This is a genomic window from Halobacteriovoraceae bacterium, assembly GCA_020635115.1.
Taxonomy (GTDB): domain Bacteria; phylum Bdellovibrionota; class Bacteriovoracia; order Bacteriovoracales; family Bacteriovoracaceae; genus JACKAK01.
The window spans coordinates 213,166-234,353 of record JACKAK010000008.1 but is presented as its reverse complement, the minus strand read 5'-3'; the positions used below and the strand labels follow the sequence as shown (position 1 = coordinate 234,353).

Annotated in this window: 18 protein-coding genes; 6 read left to right on the top strand and 12 right to left on the bottom strand. The window is 34.6% G+C overall.

Annotated features, from left to right (window positions below; translation table 11 throughout):
- The 3 genes from H6622_14245 to H6622_14235 all read right to left on the bottom strand — a co-directional run.
- The coding region (locus H6622_14245; GenBank protein ID MCB9062681.1) for a hypothetical protein at window positions 1–428 on the bottom strand (428 nt) is incomplete at its 3' end.
- 164 nt (window positions 429–592) lie between these two features.
- Window positions 593–3,175 (bottom strand): response regulator, encoded by a 2,583-nt coding sequence (locus H6622_14240; protein ID MCB9062680.1) that lies wholly within the window; start codon window positions 3,173–3,175, stop codon window positions 593–595.
- Between the two features lie 56 nt (window positions 3,176–3,231).
- Window positions 3,232–5,538, bottom strand: coding sequence for an RNA-binding transcriptional accessory protein (locus H6622_14235; protein ID MCB9062679.1), 2,307 nt, complete (start codon window positions 5,536–5,538; stop codon window positions 3,232–3,234).
- 83 nt (window positions 5,539–5,621) lie between these two features.
- On the opposite strand from H6622_14235, the gene H6622_14230 reads away from it, so the two are divergent.
- Together H6622_14230 and H6622_14225 are read left to right on the top strand one after the other, a co-directional pair.
- Window positions 5,622–6,593 (top strand): hypothetical protein, encoded by a 972-nt coding sequence (locus H6622_14230; GenBank protein MCB9062678.1) that lies wholly within the window; start codon window positions 5,622–5,624, stop codon window positions 6,591–6,593.
- A 73-nt stretch (window positions 6,594–6,666) separates the two neighbouring features.
- Window positions 6,667–7,131, top strand: a complete 465-nt coding sequence (locus tag H6622_14225; GenBank protein ID MCB9062677.1) for an Hsp20/alpha crystallin family protein — start codon at window positions 6,667–6,669, stop codon at window positions 7,129–7,131.
- Between the two features lie 36 nt (window positions 7,132–7,167).
- Here the strand turns inward: H6622_14225 and H6622_14220 are convergent, their stop codons facing one another.
- The gene (locus H6622_14220) at window positions 7,168–8,103 is read right to left on the bottom strand and encodes a D-glycerate dehydrogenase (GenBank protein MCB9062676.1); all 936 of its coding nucleotides are present in this window, start codon (window positions 8,101–8,103) and stop codon (window positions 7,168–7,170) included.
- Between the two features lie 182 nt (window positions 8,104–8,285).
- Here H6622_14220 and H6622_14215 point away from each other — a divergent pair, with 182 nt between their 5' ends.
- On the top strand, window positions 8,286–9,734 hold the full coding sequence (locus H6622_14215; GenBank protein ID MCB9062675.1) for a S8 family serine peptidase: 1,449 nt from the start codon (window positions 8,286–8,288) through the stop codon (window positions 9,732–9,734).
- Window positions 9,735–9,783: 49 nt separating this feature from the next.
- On the opposite strand, the gene H6622_14210 is transcribed toward H6622_14215, so the two are convergent.
- The 3 genes from H6622_14210 to H6622_14200 form a co-directional block, all read right to left on the bottom strand.
- Entirely contained in the window at window positions 9,784–10,647 is an 864-nt protein-coding gene (locus H6622_14210) for a hypothetical protein (GenBank protein ID MCB9062674.1), read from the bottom strand.
- Between the two features lie 236 nt (window positions 10,648–10,883).
- Window positions 10,884–13,253: a ribonucleoside-diphosphate reductase subunit alpha gene (locus H6622_14205; protein MCB9062673.1), complete on the bottom strand. Its 2,370-nt coding sequence runs from the start codon at window positions 13,251–13,253 to the stop codon at window positions 10,884–10,886.
- A 52-nt stretch (window positions 13,254–13,305) separates the two neighbouring features.
- On the bottom strand, window positions 13,306–14,277 hold the full coding sequence (locus H6622_14200; GenBank protein ID MCB9062672.1) for a ribonucleotide-diphosphate reductase subunit beta: 972 nt from the start codon (window positions 14,275–14,277) through the stop codon (window positions 13,306–13,308).
- Window positions 14,278–14,786: 509 nt separating this feature from the next.
- Between H6622_14200 and H6622_14195 the strand changes: the two genes are divergently transcribed.
- The 3 genes from H6622_14195 (at window position 14,787) to H6622_14185 (ending at window position 16,643) form a co-directional block, all read left to right on the top strand.
- Window positions 14,787–15,509 carry a response regulator transcription factor gene (locus H6622_14195; GenBank protein ID MCB9062671.1) on the top strand — a complete coding sequence of 241 codons (723 nt, stop codon included), beginning with the start codon at window positions 14,787–14,789 and terminating at the stop codon, window positions 15,507–15,509.
- A gap of 241 nt (window positions 15,510–15,750) precedes the next feature.
- On the top strand, window positions 15,751–16,239 hold the full coding sequence (locus H6622_14190; GenBank protein ID MCB9062670.1) for a response regulator: 489 nt from the start codon (window positions 15,751–15,753) through the stop codon (window positions 16,237–16,239).
- Between the two features lie 2 nt (window positions 16,240–16,241).
- Window positions 16,242–16,643, top strand: coding sequence for a response regulator (locus tag H6622_14185; GenBank protein MCB9062669.1), 402 nt, complete (start codon window positions 16,242–16,244; stop codon window positions 16,641–16,643).
- Here H6622_14185 and H6622_14180 read toward each other — a convergent pair.
- The 5 genes from H6622_14180 to H6622_14160 are packed head-to-tail and all read right to left on the bottom strand — an operon-like array spanning window position 16,630 to window position 21,185.
- The gene (locus H6622_14180; GenBank protein MCB9062668.1) at window positions 16,630–17,679 is read right to left on the bottom strand and encodes a succinylglutamate desuccinylase/aspartoacylase family protein; all 1,050 of its coding nucleotides are present in this window, start codon (window positions 17,677–17,679) and stop codon (window positions 16,630–16,632) included. The two genes, H6622_14185 and H6622_14180, sit on opposite strands and share 14 nt — an antisense overlap.
- Entirely contained in the window at window positions 17,679–18,872 is a 1,194-nt protein-coding gene (locus H6622_14175) for a PLP-dependent decarboxylase (protein MCB9062667.1), read from the bottom strand. The genes H6622_14180 and H6622_14175 overlap by 1 nt, the downstream gene beginning before the upstream one ends.
- Entirely contained in the window at window positions 18,872–19,612 is a 741-nt protein-coding gene (locus tag H6622_14170; protein ID MCB9062666.1) for a 2,3,4,5-tetrahydropyridine-2,6-dicarboxylate N-succinyltransferase, read from the bottom strand. Before H6622_14170 ends, H6622_14175 begins: the two co-directional genes overlap by 1 nt.
- Window positions 19,612–20,496: a 4-hydroxy-tetrahydrodipicolinate synthase gene (locus H6622_14165; protein ID MCB9062665.1), complete on the bottom strand. Its 885-nt coding sequence runs from the start codon at window positions 20,494–20,496 to the stop codon at window positions 19,612–19,614. Before H6622_14165 ends, H6622_14170 begins: the two co-directional genes overlap by 1 nt.
- Window positions 20,493–21,185, bottom strand: a complete 693-nt coding sequence (locus H6622_14160) for a hypothetical protein (GenBank protein ID MCB9062664.1) — start codon at window positions 21,183–21,185, stop codon at window positions 20,493–20,495. Before H6622_14160 ends, H6622_14165 begins: the two co-directional genes overlap by 4 nt.
- Window positions 21,186–21,188: the final 3 nt, after the last annotated feature.

Sequence of the window (21,188 nt, the reverse complement as noted above, 5' to 3'; positions counted from 1 at the left end):
AAATCTTGGTATTTAGATATTACATCTGCTCGGCATGAAATGAACATTTGTTCCTTTTGAAAGTCACAGACTGAAGGGGAAAATGGCTCACTACATTTATATTGATCACAACTTAACAACTCTTTTTGAATATTACTTTCAATTTTTTCTTTAATTTCTTGGAGATCAGATTTGCAAATTTGATTGTTACCTTTCAGATTCTCATATTTGCTCAACACTCCAGAACGGCAATTTAAAAAATTTTGCTCTTTTGCTAAATCACATGAATTAAAATCATCTGGATTTTCACATCTTTTAGCTTCACAGTTTTTAAGCTCTGTTTGCATATCTTGGATTTCTTTTGGACATAATTCCCTCGAAAATGTTGTCGATGTGCTACTTATAAACAAAGCAAAAGAAAGAGCGTAACTTAATATTTTGTCGTTCATTCATACCCCAAAATAATGATCAATTTTTAGATGTTTGATTTGGCATTAATAACCTTCATTCAATAATAATTATAATGAATAAATCATACTGTGTGGATATTTTTTAAATGATATACTATTTTTATGATTGTTTAGTTGACTAAAGAAAACGGTTTATTCGTACACTACACGGCATGATTGACTTTAAGAGAATAGTTTTGCAGAACTTCAGTAAGCTTTTCAATTTTTATAGGTTTCTCAATGAAATCAGACATACCGGCCAAAGAACATTTTTCTTTATCTTCTTTGAAAGCATTTGCTGTCATAGCGACAATTGTGGGCGCTTTGTCTCCAAGCTTTTTAATGATTTCTTTTGTGGCCGTAACTCCATCCATTACAGGCATCTGCATATCCATAAAGACAAGTGTAAATTTATTTGGATCAGAGGTGATTATATCCAATGCTTTCTTACCATCCTCAACGATACTGCATTCGTAACCAAGTTTTTTAAGCATCATTTTTGCTAACTTTTGGTTTATGGCATTATCTTCAACAATTAAAATACTATGAGGAAAGATTTGTGCAAATTCTTTTTCAGATTTCAAACCATCAGTTCCAAAAAGAAAAGATTTATCTTTGATACTTCTTTGTAAAGTGACATTAAATTTGAAATTTGAGCCTTTACCGAGTTCACTTTCAAAAGTTACTTCTCCACCCATCATTTCAGCCAGCTTGGAACAAATTGTTAGGCCTAGACCTGTTCCTCCAAATTCTCTCGTTATGCTTGTATCTGCTTGCGTAAAAGCATTAAAAAGCTTTTTTTGTGAATTCTTTGGAATTCCTATACCTGTATCTATGACATTAATATAAAGTTTTACATTCTTGTTTTCTTTATCTTCATTTCCAAAAATCTTAACGGTGACTGAACCTTTTTCAGTAAATTTTATAGCGTTAGAGATAAAATTTACAAGAATTTGTCTGATTCTTGTGACATCTCCCACAAATTCTAAAGGTAAGTCATCTTGATACTCTGTTAAAAGATTAATTCCCTTTTGAGATGCTCTCACATTGTGTAAAAAGACCGCCTCTTCAACAGTTTTTTTGAGGTTGAAAGTGATATACTCAAGCTCCATTTTTCCAGATTCTATCTTAGAAAAATCTAAAATATTATTAAGAATTGTGAGCAAACTATCACCACACGTCTCAATGATATCGAGCATTTCTTTTTGTTCGAGATTGAGAGGCGTTCCCTGCAAAAGTTGAGTCATTCCTAAAACTCCATTCATTGGAGTTCTGATTTCATGAGACATATTTGCAAGAAATTCGGATTTTGCCTTTTCTGCAACTAGTGCATTATCTCTGGTTTTTAAGACTTCAAGCTCAGTATAGTGGGTATTGATAATTTGTGAGAATACTTCAGAACATGCTTGTAAAAAATCGATTTCGCTTTGCTTTTTCTGATGCCCGTGTTCAAGATAAAAAACGATAACTCCAATCACTTCATTTTTTGAAATTATCGGCACATTATAATGTCCATGAGGGCCAATCCCATCAAATCTATTTTCATGTCTATCATCTACACAGCTTGCATGCAAAATTTGTTTTTGCTCGAAAGCTCTCCCACACAAGCAACGCCCTTTTTCTACTTTCGAACACATCTCTTCGATACGAACTCCAAGATCTTTGGAGACAAAGAGTCTTAATGCACCATTTTCAACTAAGAAAACTCCAGCTTTTTGAAGTACGTTTAACCAGGGTAGTTCAATAATAATATTAAGGGCCTCATCGATTTTTTGATCAAGTGATTTTGTAGAAAAATGATCGAGTTCTAATAGTCTGTTTAATACTTTATTTTCTTCCAAAATTCTTAGTAAAAGCTGCTCTTGCTTTTTGACTCTCGTTATATCGTTTCTTATCGCAATAAATTCTTTGATTTCGTTTTTAAAATCTTTGATACCGAAAATTGTAGCATCAACCCAATACATTGTTCCGTCTTTTGCTTTATTACAGATTTCACCCTTCCATATACCACCATTTAAGATTGTATCCCACAACGTCTTAAAAAATTGATTGTTATGAAATCCTGAATTAACAAGTCTGTGAGTTCGTCCAACAAGCTCTTCTGGTCTATATTGAGATACTTCACAGAACTTTGGGTTTGCATAAGTGATTATTCCATGTAGATTTGTGATACTCACAAGGTTATGCTCATTAACGGCCAGAGTATGATTTTTTAACCATTTAATTTCATCAACGACTTTTTTTCTTTCAAATATTTTTCCTGCAAGATTAGCTATAGATGGCAAAAAGTATTCAACGACCGTTTCATCTAAAGTTGTTTCCTTATGAAACTCTAATTGAAACACACCGGCCAGTCCAACTGTATCACGAATCGGGACAGAGTAGAGAGTCTCAATATTATATTTTTTTAAATAAACTTCACCTAGACATTTTGTTAAGGGATTTTCTTTTGCTTGAACTGATTCGATGATCTCTTTATCTTCTAAATTTTTAAAAAAGGTCTCACAATCTCTTCTTAAAATGATATGTCCACTTTCAAAATCATCATCTTTTTTTGTATAAAGTTTTTCACAAATAAGTTTTGAAGTGTCTTTATTAAAAACCCATAAACTCGCTCTATCAGCAAAACAGGACTCAGAAGTTATTCTCAAAATTTTTCTAATATTATTAAGATAATCAGTGTCATTATTTATGACAGAAGATTTTACGAGATGAAATAATATTGTATTAAACTTTTCATTGACCATATGACATTTTGTCGGAAATTAAATAGTCCAAGTTTAATATAAATAATCTTACGGAATTATTTTAGTAAGTCTTTTAGTCCCGCAAATGCTTTATTTTTAAGCTGATCATTTTGCCCCGGTAAATTTTTGCCTTTTCCACTGGTTTTACGATTAGGATGATCATTTTTTGCATAAGTTACTTCACTATCAACTTTTCGGCTAAGGGAAATTCTTTTTCTTGGGTAATCAATATCGATTATTTTTACTTTTACTTGTTCACCAACTTTTAATTCTTTAAATGGATCATCTACAAAATGTTCCGACATATGTGAGACATGGAGTAGTCCACTTTCTTTTACGCCGATATCAACAAATGCTCCAAATTGAGTAATATTGTTTACTACTCCAGGATACCATTCCCCAATTTTAAGATCTTCAATACTCGAGACGTCTTTTCTAAAATCGGTAGACTTGAATTCTGTCCTGGGATCCTGGCCAGGCGCTCTTAATGATTTAATGATATCTTTATAAGTATATTCACCAACTTCTTCTTTAAACTTATTATCTTTTTCAAGTTTATTTTGAATATTACTGTCTGTTAGTAACTCTGAAACTTTAACACTATTTTGAGAACACCAGTTTTCCAAAACACAATAGCGTTCTGGGTGAATAAATGTCTGATCTAATGCATTTTCTCCATTGTAGATTCTAAGAAAACCAGCAGATTGTTCAAATATTTTTTGACTGAAACGACCAATTTTAAGAAGCTCACTTCTTAGTCTAAACATTCCATGTTTTTCACGATGATTAACAATATTTTTTGCGACAGACGGACCTATACCTGAGATATACGATAAGAGTGGAGCACTGGCCGTATTTAGATCAACCCCGACATAGTTCACACAACTTTCAACAACATTCGTTAATGATTTTTTTAACTTTGATTGATTTACATCGTGTTGATATTGTCCAACTCCAATTGATTTTGGATCTATTTTCACGAGTTCAGCAAGTGGGTCTTGGAATCTTCTCGCAATAGAGATGGCCCCTCTTACAGTGGGGTCCTTGTCTGGAAATTCTTCTCTTGCAATATCAGAAGCAGAATAGATACTAGCTCCATCTTCATTCACTAATGTTGCCCTCGTTTTTCCATCTCTAATCGCAGGTACAAGTTTTTCCATAAACGCTAGAGTTTCACGTCCATAAGTACCATTGCCAATGGCAACATATTCAATCTGAAATTTATCAATGATCGCATCTATAATCTGTGCAGAGGCCTGTTCTTGATTGTGTGGTGGATGGGGATAAACCACAGTGTCAATAATGAACTTTCCAGTGTCATCTACAACAGCTAGTTTGACACCTGTTCTAACTCCAGGATCTGCTCCTAGTACGCATTTAGCACCTAGATATGGTTGAAGTAATAAATGCCTTAAATTGATACCAAATACATTGATGGCCGAATCATCAGCGATTTTTTTCAGTTCGGTTTTAAATTCTAAGTCAAGTGATGGGTGAATGTATTTTGAATAGGCACTTTTAGAACATTCTTCAATAATATTTTGTATTTTAGATCCGCTTTTTAAATATTTATTTAGGATTAAATTGATGGCCTTATCGAGATCATAAACTACATCTACTTTGAGTATTTTAAGAGTCATACCTCTTCTCATTGCCAAAAAGCGATGAGTGGCCTTTGGGTTTTTTAATTCGCTTAATTTTTGTTCAAATTCGAAATAATCTCTAAACTTTTCAAATTCTTTAATTTGTTCAGAATCTTTTCTTTTTGTTGATTTTAAAACAGCGTCATTAGTATAAATATTGCGTAGTTTTTCTTTAATTTCAGAATCATGGGCCATCATTTCAGTGATTATATCGCAGGCCCCTTCGATTGCTTCTTGGGCCGTTGTAATTTTTTTATCAGGATTTAAAAACTTTGCTTGTGCAACGGCCAAAATTTGTTCTATAGGAAAATCTGTTGCAAGGAGTATTTTGGCAAGCGCTTCAAGACCTGCTTCTTTGGCCGTCATACCTTTGGTTTTTCTTTTGGTTTTATAGGGAGCGTATAAATCCTCGATGACAAGTAATGTTTTTGCCGATTTTATTTTCTTTTCTAATTCAGGTGTGAGTTGTTCAAGTTTGTTTATTGCTTCTAATACAAAACTTCGGCGTTTTTCGATTTCTAAAAATTCATCGTATTTTTCCTCAATGCTTCGAATTTGAACTTCATCCATATCACCTGTAACTTCTTTTCGATATCTGGCAATGAAGGGGACTGTACAGTCCTCATTCTTAAGTAGATTTACGACATTTTGTACACGAATGGCCTGTAGACCAGTCTGTTCACATACATAAACTAATGCATTTGAATCCAATTTTGACATGAATGCTCCTATTTTAGACTGAGCATATTGGCCTTTTTACAATTACTTGCCAATGTTTATTTTGATTGTTAATTCTGATGTTCATGAAGATTACAATTCTTGGAAATGGGTTTGCAGGCCGTCTGGCACTTTTTTATCTATCTGGACATTCTAGAGAAAGATTAAGTATTATGGTTAAAAGCGCAGATTCCTGTTTCATGCCTTGTACACTTACGACAACCTCTGTTGTCTCACATAACTTTATTAATTATGGTACATCCCCTTTAGGGGATATTCTATTGAGTGCATTTGAAGAGTTTGTACAATTTTTTAAATTATATTCACCGGCCGGAATTGAACAAGTGCCTCAATATTATCTTTCAAAATTTTATAAACACGACCAATTTGAAAAAAGATACGGTCGAGTTGAAGAATTAAGAGAATCTCCCGCTCCTGGCCTTTCAGGTTTAATTTCTGAGTGTTATCTAATTTATCCTGAATTGTTTTTAAGTTGGTTAGATCAAAAAATACACAAGAATATATTGTTAAATGGACATAACTTAAGTTTTAATAATGAAATTATAAGCAGTTTGGATGAATTAGATCAAAGCAGTTATAAATTTATTTGTGCCGGAGCGTATAGTAATTTTTTGCACAAAGATGAGCATACTTCTTCAGAGCTATCGCACAATAAAATTATACCTGGCAACTATATTCAATTCAAGAATTGCGGTCTAAGTGATCAATCCTCTTTTGTTTTAACATGTAAGAATTTTAATATCATTTATCGATCTATTACTGATGAAATTTTAATAGGTGGAACTACTCTGAAAGAGAATATTTTTGCAGCAGATGAACAGATTATTGAGTACTACTGTGAAGCAAAAAAAATTATTCAACTGCCTGATCTAGAGCAGGGTAGGATAGTCTCAGGGCCAAGACATAAGGGAAAAAGACGCACACCTGTTTTTACAAAACTAGACGGCAATGTTTTTGTTTATCATTCTAGCTATAAAAATGGTTGGAGTTTACCTTTCTTATTTCCCAAAATGTTTGACTGTGAACTCATTTCATAAGAAAAAATATTGATCATTGCCTTACACAGGACTATCATCACGCAAATATTAATATTTTGTTCGGAGGTTTTGTATGAGTATTTTAAGAACTAACAACAGAGTACCTGTTCAAAGAGAAGATGCAGCAAAGTACCGTGATCCATTTAATGCACTTTTTGATGAGTTTTTCAATGATTGGAAAATTCCTACAACTGAGAATTTCCAAAAAGGTTTTGCTCCCGCTTTAAATGTTCACGAAAATGAAACGGCCTATGTATTAGAAACAGAACTTCCAGGGGTCAATAAGGAAGATATCAATATCGATCTAAAAGATAATATTCTGACAATCAAAGGAGAAAAAAAGAGCTTCAATGAAGAAAAAAAGAATGATTATCATATAGTTGAACGAGGTCACGGAAATTTTTATCGAAGTATTAAACTTCCTAATGATATTGATAAAGAAAAAATTGAAGCAAAAATGGAAAATGGCGTACTACATGTCGAAGTTTCAAAGTGTCAGAAGGCCAAAGAAACACAAAGAACGATTTCAATAAAATAATTTACTGAAGTAGGGTCTTGGCCCTACTTCTTTTCCTTATATTTCAACTGCAGTAATCAGTGGCTTTCCCTTAGAGAAATGAATGATGTTATCTGCACATATTCTGGCCATCTCACTCCTTGCAAAATGAGTTGCTGAACCAATGTGTGGGACAATCAGTACATTTTCAAAACTATACAATTCATGACTAGCTTCAAGTGGTTCAGGCATCGTTACATCAAGTCCTACTCCTGATATTTGATTATCTTTAATGGCCTTTAGTAAGTCATCTGTAGAAATCAGTCCTCCACGAGAAGTATTTATGAGAATGGCATTATTTTTCATCAGCTCAAAAGATCGTTCATTGATAATATTATGAGTCTCTTTGGTGAGTGGGCAATGCAGAGATAAAACATCACTTTCTCTCAAAAGCTCTTCAAATTCAACTCTTGAAGCTTTCAGTTCATATTCATAAGCTGAGGCCGACCTATTGTGATAAATAATATTCATTCCAAAAGAATCACGGCAAAGTTTTGCAAAACTTTGCCCAATTCTTCCAAGACCAAGTATACCTAATGTTTTTCCTCTAAGATCTTGTCCTAAAAAACCACGTGGTTCCCATTTTTTCCATTGTCCATTTTTTGCATTATTCATTGCCGCGGGGATTTTTCTTGCTATGGCCAGCATTAATGTAAAAGCTAAATCGGCCGTAGCGGTAGTAAGAACATCTGGAGTATTCGTTACGAACACATCATATTTTTTTGCAGCGATGAGATCTATATTGTTATATCCAACAGCATAATTTGCAATCAATTTCAATTTTTTGTGTGTTGATAGAAATGTGTCATCTATAAGATCAGTATTTATACAAACCATCGCTTGATATTCATCTGCTGCATTTATATAATTTGAAAGAATATCATAGTTAATTTGTTCCTTATCTAAAAGTTCAGTTAAAGTGTCAGGTAGTTCACATGTGATAAGTACTTTCATTTTTGTCCTAAAAATAGCTGATTATTACGCTCAATAATATCCTAGAATTATACAAAATAATGTTAGAGAATGATAGAGTATTCCTTTTGACGTTGCTTCATTAGATTATAAGAATAATAATGCGAACTTTTACCCACAAGGTATTCACGGTCGAATACGTAGGGATAGCACTGGAGGCGTTCATGACAAAGTTCTTAAAACCACTTTTGGTTTTCCTAATGTTCGGACAAGCAAATGCTGCAATTCTAGCGATCATTGACTCTGGGACTGATATGAAACATGAGATGATTGCACCTAAAGCATGGATTAATCCTGTAGATAGTACAGTTGATAATGTTGATGATGATCGTAATGGTTATCTCGATGATGTTTTTGGTTGGAATTTTGCTGAAGGCAATAATTTGGTAATCGACTATAAGTATCTAGGAACGTTTTCACCTGATGTTTTCAAATTCTTTGAAATACAAAAGAAAAATTATTACGGAACTGTTAGCAAAGAAGAAGTAGATTGGGTGAGGAAAAAACTTAAAGAAAAAGAATTTATAAAAGAACTTACGATCTATGGAAATTTCATGCATGGAACTCACGTTGCTGGAATTACTTCAATGAATTCTGAAAAAGCAAAAGTTTTAGCAATTAAATTATTACCAACTGAAGTTAACCTACCCGGCGGAAACGACGAAGAATCATCTCTACAAAAAATTGCTTCTAAATATAGTCTTCCATTCAAAAAAACACTTATCACTGATGAAATTAGCAGTTTAAGCGATGATGAGGATCAACCCAAAAACATAGGGCCAAACATAAAAAAAATATTCAAAGGCCTACTTAGAAAAGTAGCAGTAGAGCAAATGAATATTTTAAAAGAAATTGCTTACTACTGTCACAAGCAAGGTGCAGTTGTGGCCAATGGTTCTTTCGGTACAGGTTTTAGACAAGCAGCAGGTCTTATTTATCAAATATTTCATATGACATTGAGAAAAGAACCAACTTCCGAAGATCTCTATGAACTAACCAAATACTTTATGGAACAGGTAATGCAAAATGGACAACAAATGATGAATTTGGCCCCTAAAACATTGTTTGTCTTTGCTGCTGGGAATGATAGTTCTGATAATGATGTGTTTCCTACATCACCTACAAATATTATAGCTCCTAATGAAATATCAGTTGCTGCTACTTTTTCAAATTTATCATTGGCCAGATTTTCAAATTATGGCGCCACTCAGGTAGATGTGGCAGCTCCCGGAGTTGCCATTAGATCTTCTGTCCCTGGCAACGAGTACCTCGAAGTGAGTGGGACTTCTCAGGCCGCTCCTTATGTAGCAAATGTGGCCGGGCAAATCAATGATGCCAATCCGGCCCTAACCCCAAGACAAGTTAAGAAGATAATTGAATCTACCGTCGATGTTAAAGATTTTCTAGTCGGTAAAGTGAAAACAAGTGGTATCGTCAATCCAAAACGGGCCATCAGTGCAGCACAATTATCTAAAAGTATGCCATTAAATGATGCAATTATACAGGCCAAAGAAACTGTACCTGATAGACCTTCTTCTAATTTCAAAAATAATTTTTTAATGCCCTTATCGCCATTTGCTTTACCACTTCAAAGTGAGTTTGTTCTCAAATAGAGAATTCAAAGTGTGGTTTAGCTAAAAAGACGTCTCTACGACGTCTTTTTTATTTTTGTTCAGAGCGGAGATCTTCTCCATTTAAAAGACTGAGTGCTTTTTCAAGTTCAAGAGAAAATTTTTGGAGTTGATCTCTAAGATTCGTAAGCTCTAAGATTTTTGTTTCATTCTCTTTAACTTGATCGGTTAGAATTTTTGATATCTCTGATAAATAGAGTGTAAGTTTATCAATTGATTCAATATTTGAGTTAAATGTCACAAGTTTATCTTCAAAATTTTGAATAAGTTCATGCTTATGCGGAAGCCACGGTAATGGTTGTCCAACATATTTTTTACGAGAGTAGTATTGTACAATTAATTGTTCACTAAGATGAGAGTCTTCTAACATTTCTTCAAAGTCTTCGCCATGAGAGTATTCCTCGAGATATGAGCTTAGAAGGTCTCTAATACTAGTGGATGCCATTGATTTAGCAGCTTTTTCTGATTTCAAATTTATTTTATGTCCATATTCGCAATAGAGGAAATCCCCCTCCGTTGTTGAATAGCCAAGTGAAAGGAATTGGCCTAGGAGCTGATTATATCTGGCCAAGTCAATAGCTGCACTAATGTAGTATTTTAAATCGTTTTCATCAAGAGTTATACTTGACTCATCAATTTGATAATAAGACACCAATTTAGTATGATCATCAGGATGGACATCAACAATTTTCAAAAGAAGAGGGTTTTGTTCTAGGTTTTTTTCAGTTTCAACAAGCTCTAGATAGAATTGATTATTAGTGTTATTAAGATGAGTTGTTTCAAAATATTCTCCATTGTCTGGAGTAATATTTGTTCTATCACTTTCTGTACATGAATTTGTTAGGGCCAAAACCCAAAGTAGTAAAAGATGAATAAGGGTAATTTGTGTGCTCATAGTTACTCCCTATCAGTTAGGGCCCCAAACTAGCATAGTAAGACGATAAAGTGTACTCTTTGTGTAATACTTTCTACGAGTGGTGATAGTCTAAACAGATCTTTATTTTCAATAATTTATTGACTAATTTTTTTAGTTGTAAATATATTATATTTTGTTTTGTCTTAAAATTTCATCTCAAAAACAAAAAAGGGCCCTAGACGGGCCCTTATAAGAAGAGGAGATGTTCTTAATCCTTAAGAACCACACATCACGCATTCATCAGGATTATCTAGAGAGCAAAGCATTGCCTCTCTTTCTTGTTCTAAGTCTTTTGTTTTTGAAACCTCGGGATTTTGTTGCTTAACTGTAAACTGAACAGCGTTAACTGCGGCACGAGTTCTCAAATAATACATGCCCGTTTTGAGTCCGGCCTTCCAAGCATAGAAATGCATTGAACTAAGCTTTCCAAAATTTGGATCTTGCATGTGAACATTCATACTTTGCCCTTGATCAATATAAGGTGCACGTACTTTTGCGAGATCAATTATCGAGCGTTGTTTTATTTCCCAAACGGTTTTGTAAAGAGATTTAAGATCTTCAGGAATACGCTCTATTGATTGGATAGAGCCGTTGTTTGCTATGATTTCATTGCGTAGAGTATCGTCCCAAAGTCCACAATCAATGAGATCTTTAACCAAGTACTTATTGACGACAGCAAATTCACCAGATAAGACTCGTCTGACATAGATATTAGAAGTGATGGGCTCGAAACACTCAGTATTGCCTAGAATTTGAGATGTAGAAGCAGTTGGCATAGGTGCAACTAGTAATGAATTTCTAACACCATGTTTAAGTATATCTTTCTTTAAGTTAGTCCAGTTCCAACGTCCACTTCTAGGTTTTGTATTCCACATATCAAATTGAAAGATACCTTGAGAAACTGGTGAACCATGATAGGTTTCGTAGGGGCCATCAACTTTGGCCAGATCCATTGACGCTGTCATTGCAGCAAAATAGATGGTTTCAAAAATATCTTCATTAAGAATTTTGGCCTGCTCACTTTCAAAGGGTAGCCTTAATCTAAAGAAGACATCCTGTAGACCTTGTACCCCAAGTCCAATGGGACGATGTCTTAAATTTGATTTTTTTGCCTCTGGTACCGGGTAGTAATTGATATCGATGATTCTGTTGAGATTTACTGTCATTTGATAAATGACTTCATAAAGTTTGTGATGATCATAAACATTTTTATCCAAATCAACAAACATGGGGAGTGCAACTGAAGCAAGATTGCATACAGCAACTTCATCTGGAGCTGTGTATTCCATGATCTCTGTACAGAGATTACTTGATTTTATCGTTCCAAGATTTTTTTGGTTCGATTTCTCATTTACAGAATCTTTATAGAGCATGTAAGGAGAACCAGTTTCAATTTGTGATTCTAGTATTTGAAACCAAAGATCTTGTGCTTTGATAGTTTTGAGAGCTTTACCTTCTTGTTCATAACGTGTGTAGAGTTTTTCAAACTCGGCCCCATATGTTTCGGCCATACCGGGGCATTGGTGAGGGCAAAAAAGAGACCACTGACCGTCTTCTTCAACTCTTTTCATAAAAAGATCTGGAATCCATAAAGCGTAAAAGAGATCTCTAGATCTAAGCTCATCTTTACCAGTGTTTTTTTTCATTTCAAGAAAATCTTGAATATCCGCATGCCATGGTTCTAGGTAAATTGCAAAGGAGCCTTTGCGCTTCCCTCCACCTTGATCAACATATCTTGCGGTATCGTTAAAAACTTTGAGCATAGGAACAATTCCATTAGACATTCCGTTGGTGCCTTTTATGAAGCTACCTTTTGCTCGAACATTGTGGATACTAAGTCCAATGCCTCCAGCAGATTGTGAAATGAGTGCAGTTTGTTTAAGAGTATCATAAATACCAGCGATACTATCTTCTTGCATTGTTAATAAGAAACAAGATGATAATTGTGGTTTATTTGTTCCTGCATTAAAAAGCGTTGGAGTTGCGTGCGTGAACCATTTTTCGCTCATGAGGTGGTATGTTTTAATGGCCTCGTCAATATTATTATCATGGATGCCCAGAGAGACTCTCATCAACATTTGTCCAGGACGTTCAACAATTTTACCTTCCATTTTAAGGAGGTAAGATTTTTCTAATGTTTTAAACCCAAAATAGTCATAATTAAAATCTCGAGTGTCATCAACCGTTTTATCTAGAATTTCAGCGTGTTCGCAGACAAGATCATGAATAATTTTTGATACGAGCGGTGCGTGTTCACCTGTTTTGGGATTAACAAATTGATACATTTGTTTAATGTTTTCAGAAAAACAGCCCTTGGTTTCTTTGTGTAAATTTGAAACAGCAATTCTACCTGCGAGAGTTGAATAATCTGGATGTTGTGTTGATAGATACGCAGCTGTTTCGGCCGCTAGTTGATCGAGTTCCTTCGTTGAAATCCCATCATAGATCCCTTCAATCACTTTTTGAGCGATGGCCGATGGGTCAACGTGATCACGATCCAAGTCAAAACAAAGCCCTTCAATCCTTTGAGTGATTTTGTCAAATTTGATGGGCTCTTTATCACCACTTCTTGTGTATACGTACATGTTTTTCTCCTCTTATCTATTTCTCAAAACAATCTAGTCATCCTACTGATTTCTAGAAGTCAGCATCTAATGTAAATTTATGTGAACCTTCATCTCCTCCCAAGACATTTGGTCTTTGATATTCGGAGACTCTTTTTTCAAAAAAGTTAGTTTTACCTTCAAGAGAGATTAGCTCCATCCAGTCAAACGGATTATCAACATTGTAAACTCTAGGAGCTCCCAATCGGCTTATCCAATGATCGGCCACAAATTGGATATATTGGATCATAAGTTTTGAATTCATTCCAATTAACGAAACAGGAAGGGCCTCTGTGATAAACTCTGTCTCAATTGCAACAGCTTCTGTAATAATTTGTTGTATCGTTTCATTAGATAACTGATTTTCTGGTTGCAATAAATCATGTAGTAAACATGCAAATTCGCAGTGGAGGCCTTCATCTCGACTTATAAATTCATTGGACGTACATAATCCAGGCATTAGACCACGCTTTTTTAACCAGAAGATAGCGCAAAAACTTCCTGAAAAGAAGATCCCCTCTATTGCAGCAAAAGCGATCAATCTTTCTGCAAATGATGCTTTTGAGCTAATCCAATTGAGTGCCCATTTAGCTTTTTTAGCAACACAATCGAGATTTTCTACTGCATGAAATAATTTATCTTTTTCTTTTGGATCCTTCACATAAGTATCGATAAGCAAGCTATATGTTTCGCTGTGGATATTTTCCATCGCAATTTGAAAACCATAAAAACAACGTGCTTCTGGAATTTGAACGTCGTTATAAAATCTTTGAGCTAAATTTTCATTAACAATTCCGTCACTTGCAGCAAAAAACGCAAGAACATGTGTGATGAAATGTTTTTCATCAGGGTTTAGTTTATCCCAATCTTTAAGATCTGGTTCGAGATCAATTTCTTCAGCAGTCCAAAATACGGCCATGTGGCTTTTATACATTTCCCAAATTTTATGATATTCAATTGGAAATAAAACAAAACGATCTTCATTGGGTGCAATAATTGCGTCCACAGAATGCCTCCTCAAATAAATAAGCAACCAAAGAGAAAACCCTTTAGTAGTGTGTGTATGTGCTGGACCTTCCTGGTCATTTTTCAATTAATTTAAATAACTGCTAGAATTTTTGCGTTAGTTTCTACTGACAAAAGGCTAACAAACCTTGGTGATTTAGAATAGTAAAATTTTTTAAAAATTTGTTTCTCCTGCAAGCACTCCGAAAAAAATGTAGGATTTTTTTTCTTGCAATTTAGAAAAAAAAGCAAACTACGATAATTGCTCATTTTTTTCACTGCTTCAAAATAAAAAAATCAAGAAAATTTCTTACATATTATTTGCATCATTTGTGAGTGGGTAACTAAAATTTAGAATTTGCGAACATAGATATGCGTATATGCAATTTGCCAAAATCGCCTATTAACTGCGCTTATTACATGGTTCTAAGCTATTAATATAATTGACAATTCAAGTTATCATCAAAAATGACCGACAAGTGTAAAAACAGGCCTAATGGAAAGTGTACTATGGGTAAAAAACAAGTCTTAGTAGTTGACGATGATCACGAAATCTTTGCTCTTATAAGAGAGAAATTAGGAAATGATTATGAGTTTTATCATGTCATGAGTTGTAGTGAAGTGATACCTTTTCTCAAGAAAAAAAAGATGGATTTAATCGTACTAGATAATCATTTACCCGATGGCATGGGCACACATCTCGGGCGCGATATTAAAAGTTCTGCCGATTTAAGCAAAATTCCAATTATCATGTTAACTAAAAATGCCCAAACCAGTAATAAAGTTTTGGCCTTTGAAAATGGTGTTTCAGACTATCTAACAAAACCCTTTGATACGATGGAACTTATGATGAGAATTAAAACCATTTTTAGAGACATTTCTACATATTCAGGAGTCGAAACAAAAATTTCATTGGAAGACCTTGTCATTGATATGGATAGGTTTCAAGTAAGCTTCAAAGGTGAAGAGGGAAATGTTGAAACTATAGAATTAACAATGAAAGAAATTAAACTTCTTTGGTTACTTGTTAAAAATATGGATAATGTTCTGACTCGAGAAGATATTCTTAATCAAATTTGGGAAAATGATTTCAATATTACTTATAGAACGATTGATCAACACATAAGTAAACTTAGAAAGAAAATTAAAAAAAGCATCTATCACATCAAAACTGTTCATGGCATAGGCTATTGTTTCACTTTGAACCAGAAGAGATTTGGCCTCGTCGGTTAAAAAAATTCACAAATAGAAATAAAAGAAAAGATCACAAAATCACTAAAAGATTAGAATTTATTGCATTTCTATGAAATAAAAATCGGTCAATGAGAATAATAAAACTTTAAAGAAAGGCAGTAACATATTGAATTAATATATTTATTAGGCCCTGTTAATAATTTTATCAAGATTTCTTCACCTTTTTTAATCTAAGTTCATTTAGCCTAGAGGAAACGAACTGGACAAGGATAGAAAGTGTATGGAGCTAAGAAACATCATCGAAAAATATCTAGGGAAAAAGGAGCATGGACCTGGAATGCTCGAGGATGAAACTTTATCTCAGTTCAATCCCGCTGATCTTGAAAAAATACTAATTGTCGATGACGATGATGATATGCTTAACCTTATTAAAAAACAGTTAGAATGTATGCCCGATTACCAAACTTTGGGATGCAGAAATGAACTTGAAACACTTGAAGAAATAAATAATCACGAAATTGAGGTTGGTATAATCGACGTCAACTTAGAGGCCCTGAGTGGATATAGACTAGGGGATTATATTCGTTATCTTAAAAATAGAGATATTCCATTTATTTTTATCTCTTCCGATCGACAAAAAGTAACCGAAATGAATGTTTTAAAAATTGATAATTGTGTTTTTTTACAAAAACCATTTTCTCGTAAAGAATTAGTTCACGCAATTAGAGAAACAATACAAGGCAAAAAGAACTTGAAGGAAGTTGCTTAATTATGAAACTTTTCAATTTTTTTAAAAGTAAAAGTGAACAAGAAGATGCACCAGTCGTTATATTAATTGACGATGATACTGATTTTCTTAATTTAATCGAAAGAACCTTATCAAAGAGATACCATCTAAATTTTCTAAAATATAGTTCTCCCATGAAGGCACTAAGTGATCTAAGAAGACAGAATATTCAACCGGACCTGGTGCTGTGCGATTTACATATGCCTAATATTGATGGGCTCCATTTGAGAAAATGCCTTAGAAAAAGTGGGGTAGACATTCCGTTTATTTTTATAACAGCTGATTCTACTGAGGATATTTTTGAAGAAGATTACAAAATCTTTCATAAACCAATAGGGATGAAAAAACTTGAAAATGAAATCGAAAAAAGTATTAACACTCTTTAAGAAGTTTGAGGATTTGAAACAGCTCTATACCCTCAGATACATTCGATGTCTGATGGTGGTTTATTATCGCCAATTTTTGGTTGGCGCAGTACTCCTTCTTTAATGGGCCTTGTTCGTTAGTGAAACTTAGAAAAACTCCCAATTTATCGCCTTTTTCAACGATTAGTCCGGGTTGCACATTGAATTCAAAAAGTCCTGTCTGAGGTGAATAAAGGGTCTCAAAATTGCTTAATTCACTGTAAAGTTGAGGGCCAGAGATCGAAGCATTAGTGTTTAAAATCATGCCTTTGTGGGCCAGGAAATTAATAATATTCTCAGATTGCTTATTGGCCATATCAAAATTGATAGTCTCCTCACTTCCTAATTCAATGGTGTAAGAAGAAAAATTATTTTTCCTTCCAGTAAGGGTTTCACGTTTGTGCCAAGGGCAAAAGCTCGCTTCATCGAGGGCCCCAGCAAAAACAGGAGGAATTAAAATAAGATAAGGAAATCTAAAATACTTTGCATCTTCAAGAAGTGAGGACTGTGAGTAAATATATTCACAGGCCTTTGGGCCTGTATGTAAATCCAGGACAATATCTGCCTTATGGGCCTCTGATTGAAGGATTTTATGGAGTTTGCCATCTTCATTAAACTCATCACCGCATTGAGTGATTTTTGTTAAAAGGGCCTCTTTGAATTTATGATCATCAAGATCATAATTTTCTACTTCGACGTTAAAATAGGATCTATTCCAATTGACTCCAGTTACAGGGTTGATTCGACCAAATGTTTGACCAATGAACTTATTGTTGATGGCCATCGGATTAGCATTTGGAATAAATGTAATTGATCCACAGAGGTTTTGACTATTTCTCAATTTTTCAATGAGGGAAGATATTACAGCACTCCCTTGAAGTTCTGCTCCATGGATACCAGCTTGTATATAACAGTGTGGGCCGTTTTGAGTACCTTTTAAATGGTATTTTTTAATTGTAATTTGATCACCGGAAGGCAAGGTTTTTACAACAACTTTTTCAAAAGTTAACATACTCATTATTTCATCCATGTTTGAGGTGGGCTAGATTGACGTACACATGAAATCTGGCCATTTTTCTTGATAAACTCTGCAGGTAAGTCATGACATAAAAAATAAGGCATACTTTCAGTCATTCCATACGCACCTACTAGAAAGTACTGGATCCAGTCTCCAATTTCAGTATTTTTTGGGAACTTATAAGTGCCCAATTTATCCAGAGCTGTACATAATGGCCCATATACGTTGTATTCAACAGAATCCTTATTTTTACCGACTACGACAGCAGGAAAGGGGCAGTTTGTTAGAGTTGGGCGAATTAAATGATTAATACCAGATTCACATATAAGTTGATTTACGCCACGATTCATTTTCTTATCAATGATTCTATGAAAATAATACCCAAAAGCTCCCACAGCAAAACGTCCTAATTCGAGCCAAATTTCAGTAAAATTCTTTTCAACAATTTTACTGTTCAAAAATTTAAATAGTACATCTATATCAATTGCTTTCATTGCAGCTGTAATGTCTGTTTGTCCATAATCTAGGCCCAAACCACCTCCGAGATCAAGAATTGGTTTTTTTATTTCTAAAAATTTACTTATCTCGCAAACGGTTTCAATAATTTGATTCCAAATTTCACAAATTTTTTCAGTACTTGTAAGATTGCCCCACTGAAAGATATGAAGGCCTAAAATATTTAAATTTTTGTAGTTTTTTAATTCAGAATAATTCCAATCATTTTTACCTAGCCCAAAGGGAGTGATCTCATTTCCACCAAGTACAGAGCTACCTTTTTCCCATTCAAGTTGAACTCTTAGAAGACAATCAATGGTGATGTTTTTTTCTAAAGCGATTTCATTGGCCCATAGTGCTTGATTAGGGCTTTCAAGTACGAGCGTACTTATGTTATTTTCAATAAGCGTTTGAAGATATTTTTTAGATTTTGAAGGGCCAGTCGCAATAATTTGATCACCCTTAAAACCTGCTTTAATTGCTTGAGAAAGTTCCCCATTTGATGCGACGTCTATGCCTAGTCCACATGAATGTACTGTACGCAAAACATCGAGAAGTGGATTTGCTTTTGTCGCATAAAAAAGACGAATTTTTTCTCCACTCAATTGATTTATAGAGTGAAGGTGACTTTGTAGGGCATCAATGTCATAGAAGAAGAAAGGGGAGTCCTGTTTATTTATAAATAATTGATCTGTCATTATCTTAAGTATTGTTCAAGCTCGAGGCTTTGATCACTTTTATCATCTCTATATTTGATAATGATAGCGCAATTGAGTGCAAGACCTTGTTCATTACCCCAAGCAAGTTGCTTATTAAGTGGACGCGTTCCTGGCACCACAACAGCACCCTCAGGTATTGCACTTCCTCTTTCAAGCATTTTTTCTTTCACGCAATCATAGACGGGGATGGCCTTTGAAAGAATAACACCAGGAGCAATGACCGCTCCTTTTAAAACTTGAATCCCTTCAACAATAACAGAACCAGCACCAACAAAAACATCGTCTTCGATGACAACAGGTGCAAGTCCAATTGGCTCTAATACTCCACCAATTTGAACTCCAGCTGAGAGATGAACATTCTTTCCAATTTGTGCACATGACCCTACAAGTGCATGACTGTCAATCATGGTACCAGAATCTACATAAGCTCCAATATTGACATAGGCCGGAGGCATGATGACAACACCATTAGCAATATATGAACCTCTACGAACAGAAGAACCACCTGGTACGAGTCTTATGCCTCGATCAACACTAAATTCTTGTGGAAAAATATTGTGTTTATCTACAAAACCATCCTTTGCGACTAATTCGCCGGCCTTAAATGCTTCTAAGATTTCTTTTTTTATTTCAGGGTTGGCCTGCCAAATTCCATTGACTTTAGAAGCGGCCCTTAGTTTTCCTTGCTCTAATAAATCCAGTGTCTCTTTCCAGCTCATTACTGCCCCTTTTGTTGAGAAAACCAATTTCTAATTAATTCATTTTGCTCCATTAGTATCGCAGGGGATTCAAGCTCAAGATCAGTTAGTGGTAATCTTAAAGTTGATGATGAAATATCTCCACGTTCTTTGAGCAATACTTTTGCAGGAATGGGGTTGCTTACAATAAAAAGAGATTCACAGGCCTGTTTCCAAAGTTTAATGTCCTTGAGTGTGTTGTTCAAGCATTGGGCCGCAAATTCATGAGTCTCTTTTGGCCAAACATTAGATGCAACTGAGATCACCCCACAAGCTCCAAGATCAGCAAATTCTGGCAAAAGTGCATCATCACCAGAATAAACAAAACCTTTACCTGCTGCTTTTTTATATTTTTTAAATTCTTCACAAGACCCACTGGCCTCTTTAATTCCAAGAAAATTTTTGTGTTCGTGAAGAGCTTCAACGGCCTTCAATGACAGAGGCCTTCCTGTTCTAGAAGGGACGTTATAGAGTATGCAAGGAGATGTTGCAATGTCCATTAGTTTTTCAAACCATAGAGTCTGACCTTTGTCACCAGGTTTTGCGTAGAGGGGAGTAACAAGCAAATAGCTATGAAAGTTAAAAGGGTTCAAGAATTCAATCCATTCCTTTGTGTCTTCTAGGTTTATACCACCGACTCCAATCATCACTGGTGAGTTTGGTTTGTTTTTTGAAAGGTAATGAATTATTTCTTTTTTCTCAGATAAAGAGAGATTTAAAGACTCACCGGTACTTCCAAGTATTAAAAGACCATTTCCAGCTTCTTCTTGCTGATTAATAAGCTTGTGTAATTCTGAATAATTGACGCTTCCATCCTTATTCATTGGAGTAACTAATGCTGTCCAGACTATTGGTAACTGATTCATTTTAACAATTCCTTTTCTACAATTGATCTCGTTAAATTTTCAAATAAATGTACTCCCGCAGGAAGCTGCGTACTTTGAAGGTATTCTACACACCAAAGGGCCCCTTCGGCAAAAATTTTTCTATCTTTAGATTTATGGGTAAAAGTCATCTCTTCATATGGAGTTTCTAGAGTCACAGTATGGGTTCCAACAACATCACCTATTCTTTCACTGGTTACTTCACATTGCCCTCCTAACCAGTCATTCCAAGACTTAGCAGTACCTGATGGTGCGTCAATTTTCTTTGTGTGATGAATTTCATGAATGTTAAGACTATAATCATCAAACAATACATTTGCCGATTTTAAGACTTTAAGTACGTGATAGGCCAGAGACATCCCGACTGCAAAATTTGACGACAGAACCCAGGATGAATTGATTTCTTTAAGCCTTTCATTTAGGCCATTTGGTAATTCACATCCTGTTGTCCCACTTATGACACAAACTCTAGATTCAAGAAGCATGTCAAGATATTCTGAAAATATAGGGCCTGGTAAAAAACTGATTATATAGTCGTGTTGTTTAAGCTTTTCAACTGTAGGCCTATTTTGTGAATCAAATACAGTAATTGAATATTTGGGATTGTTATCATTGAGTTCAATGATTTTACTACCAGTCTTTCCCTTACCTAAAAGTGCGATTTTTAACATGAT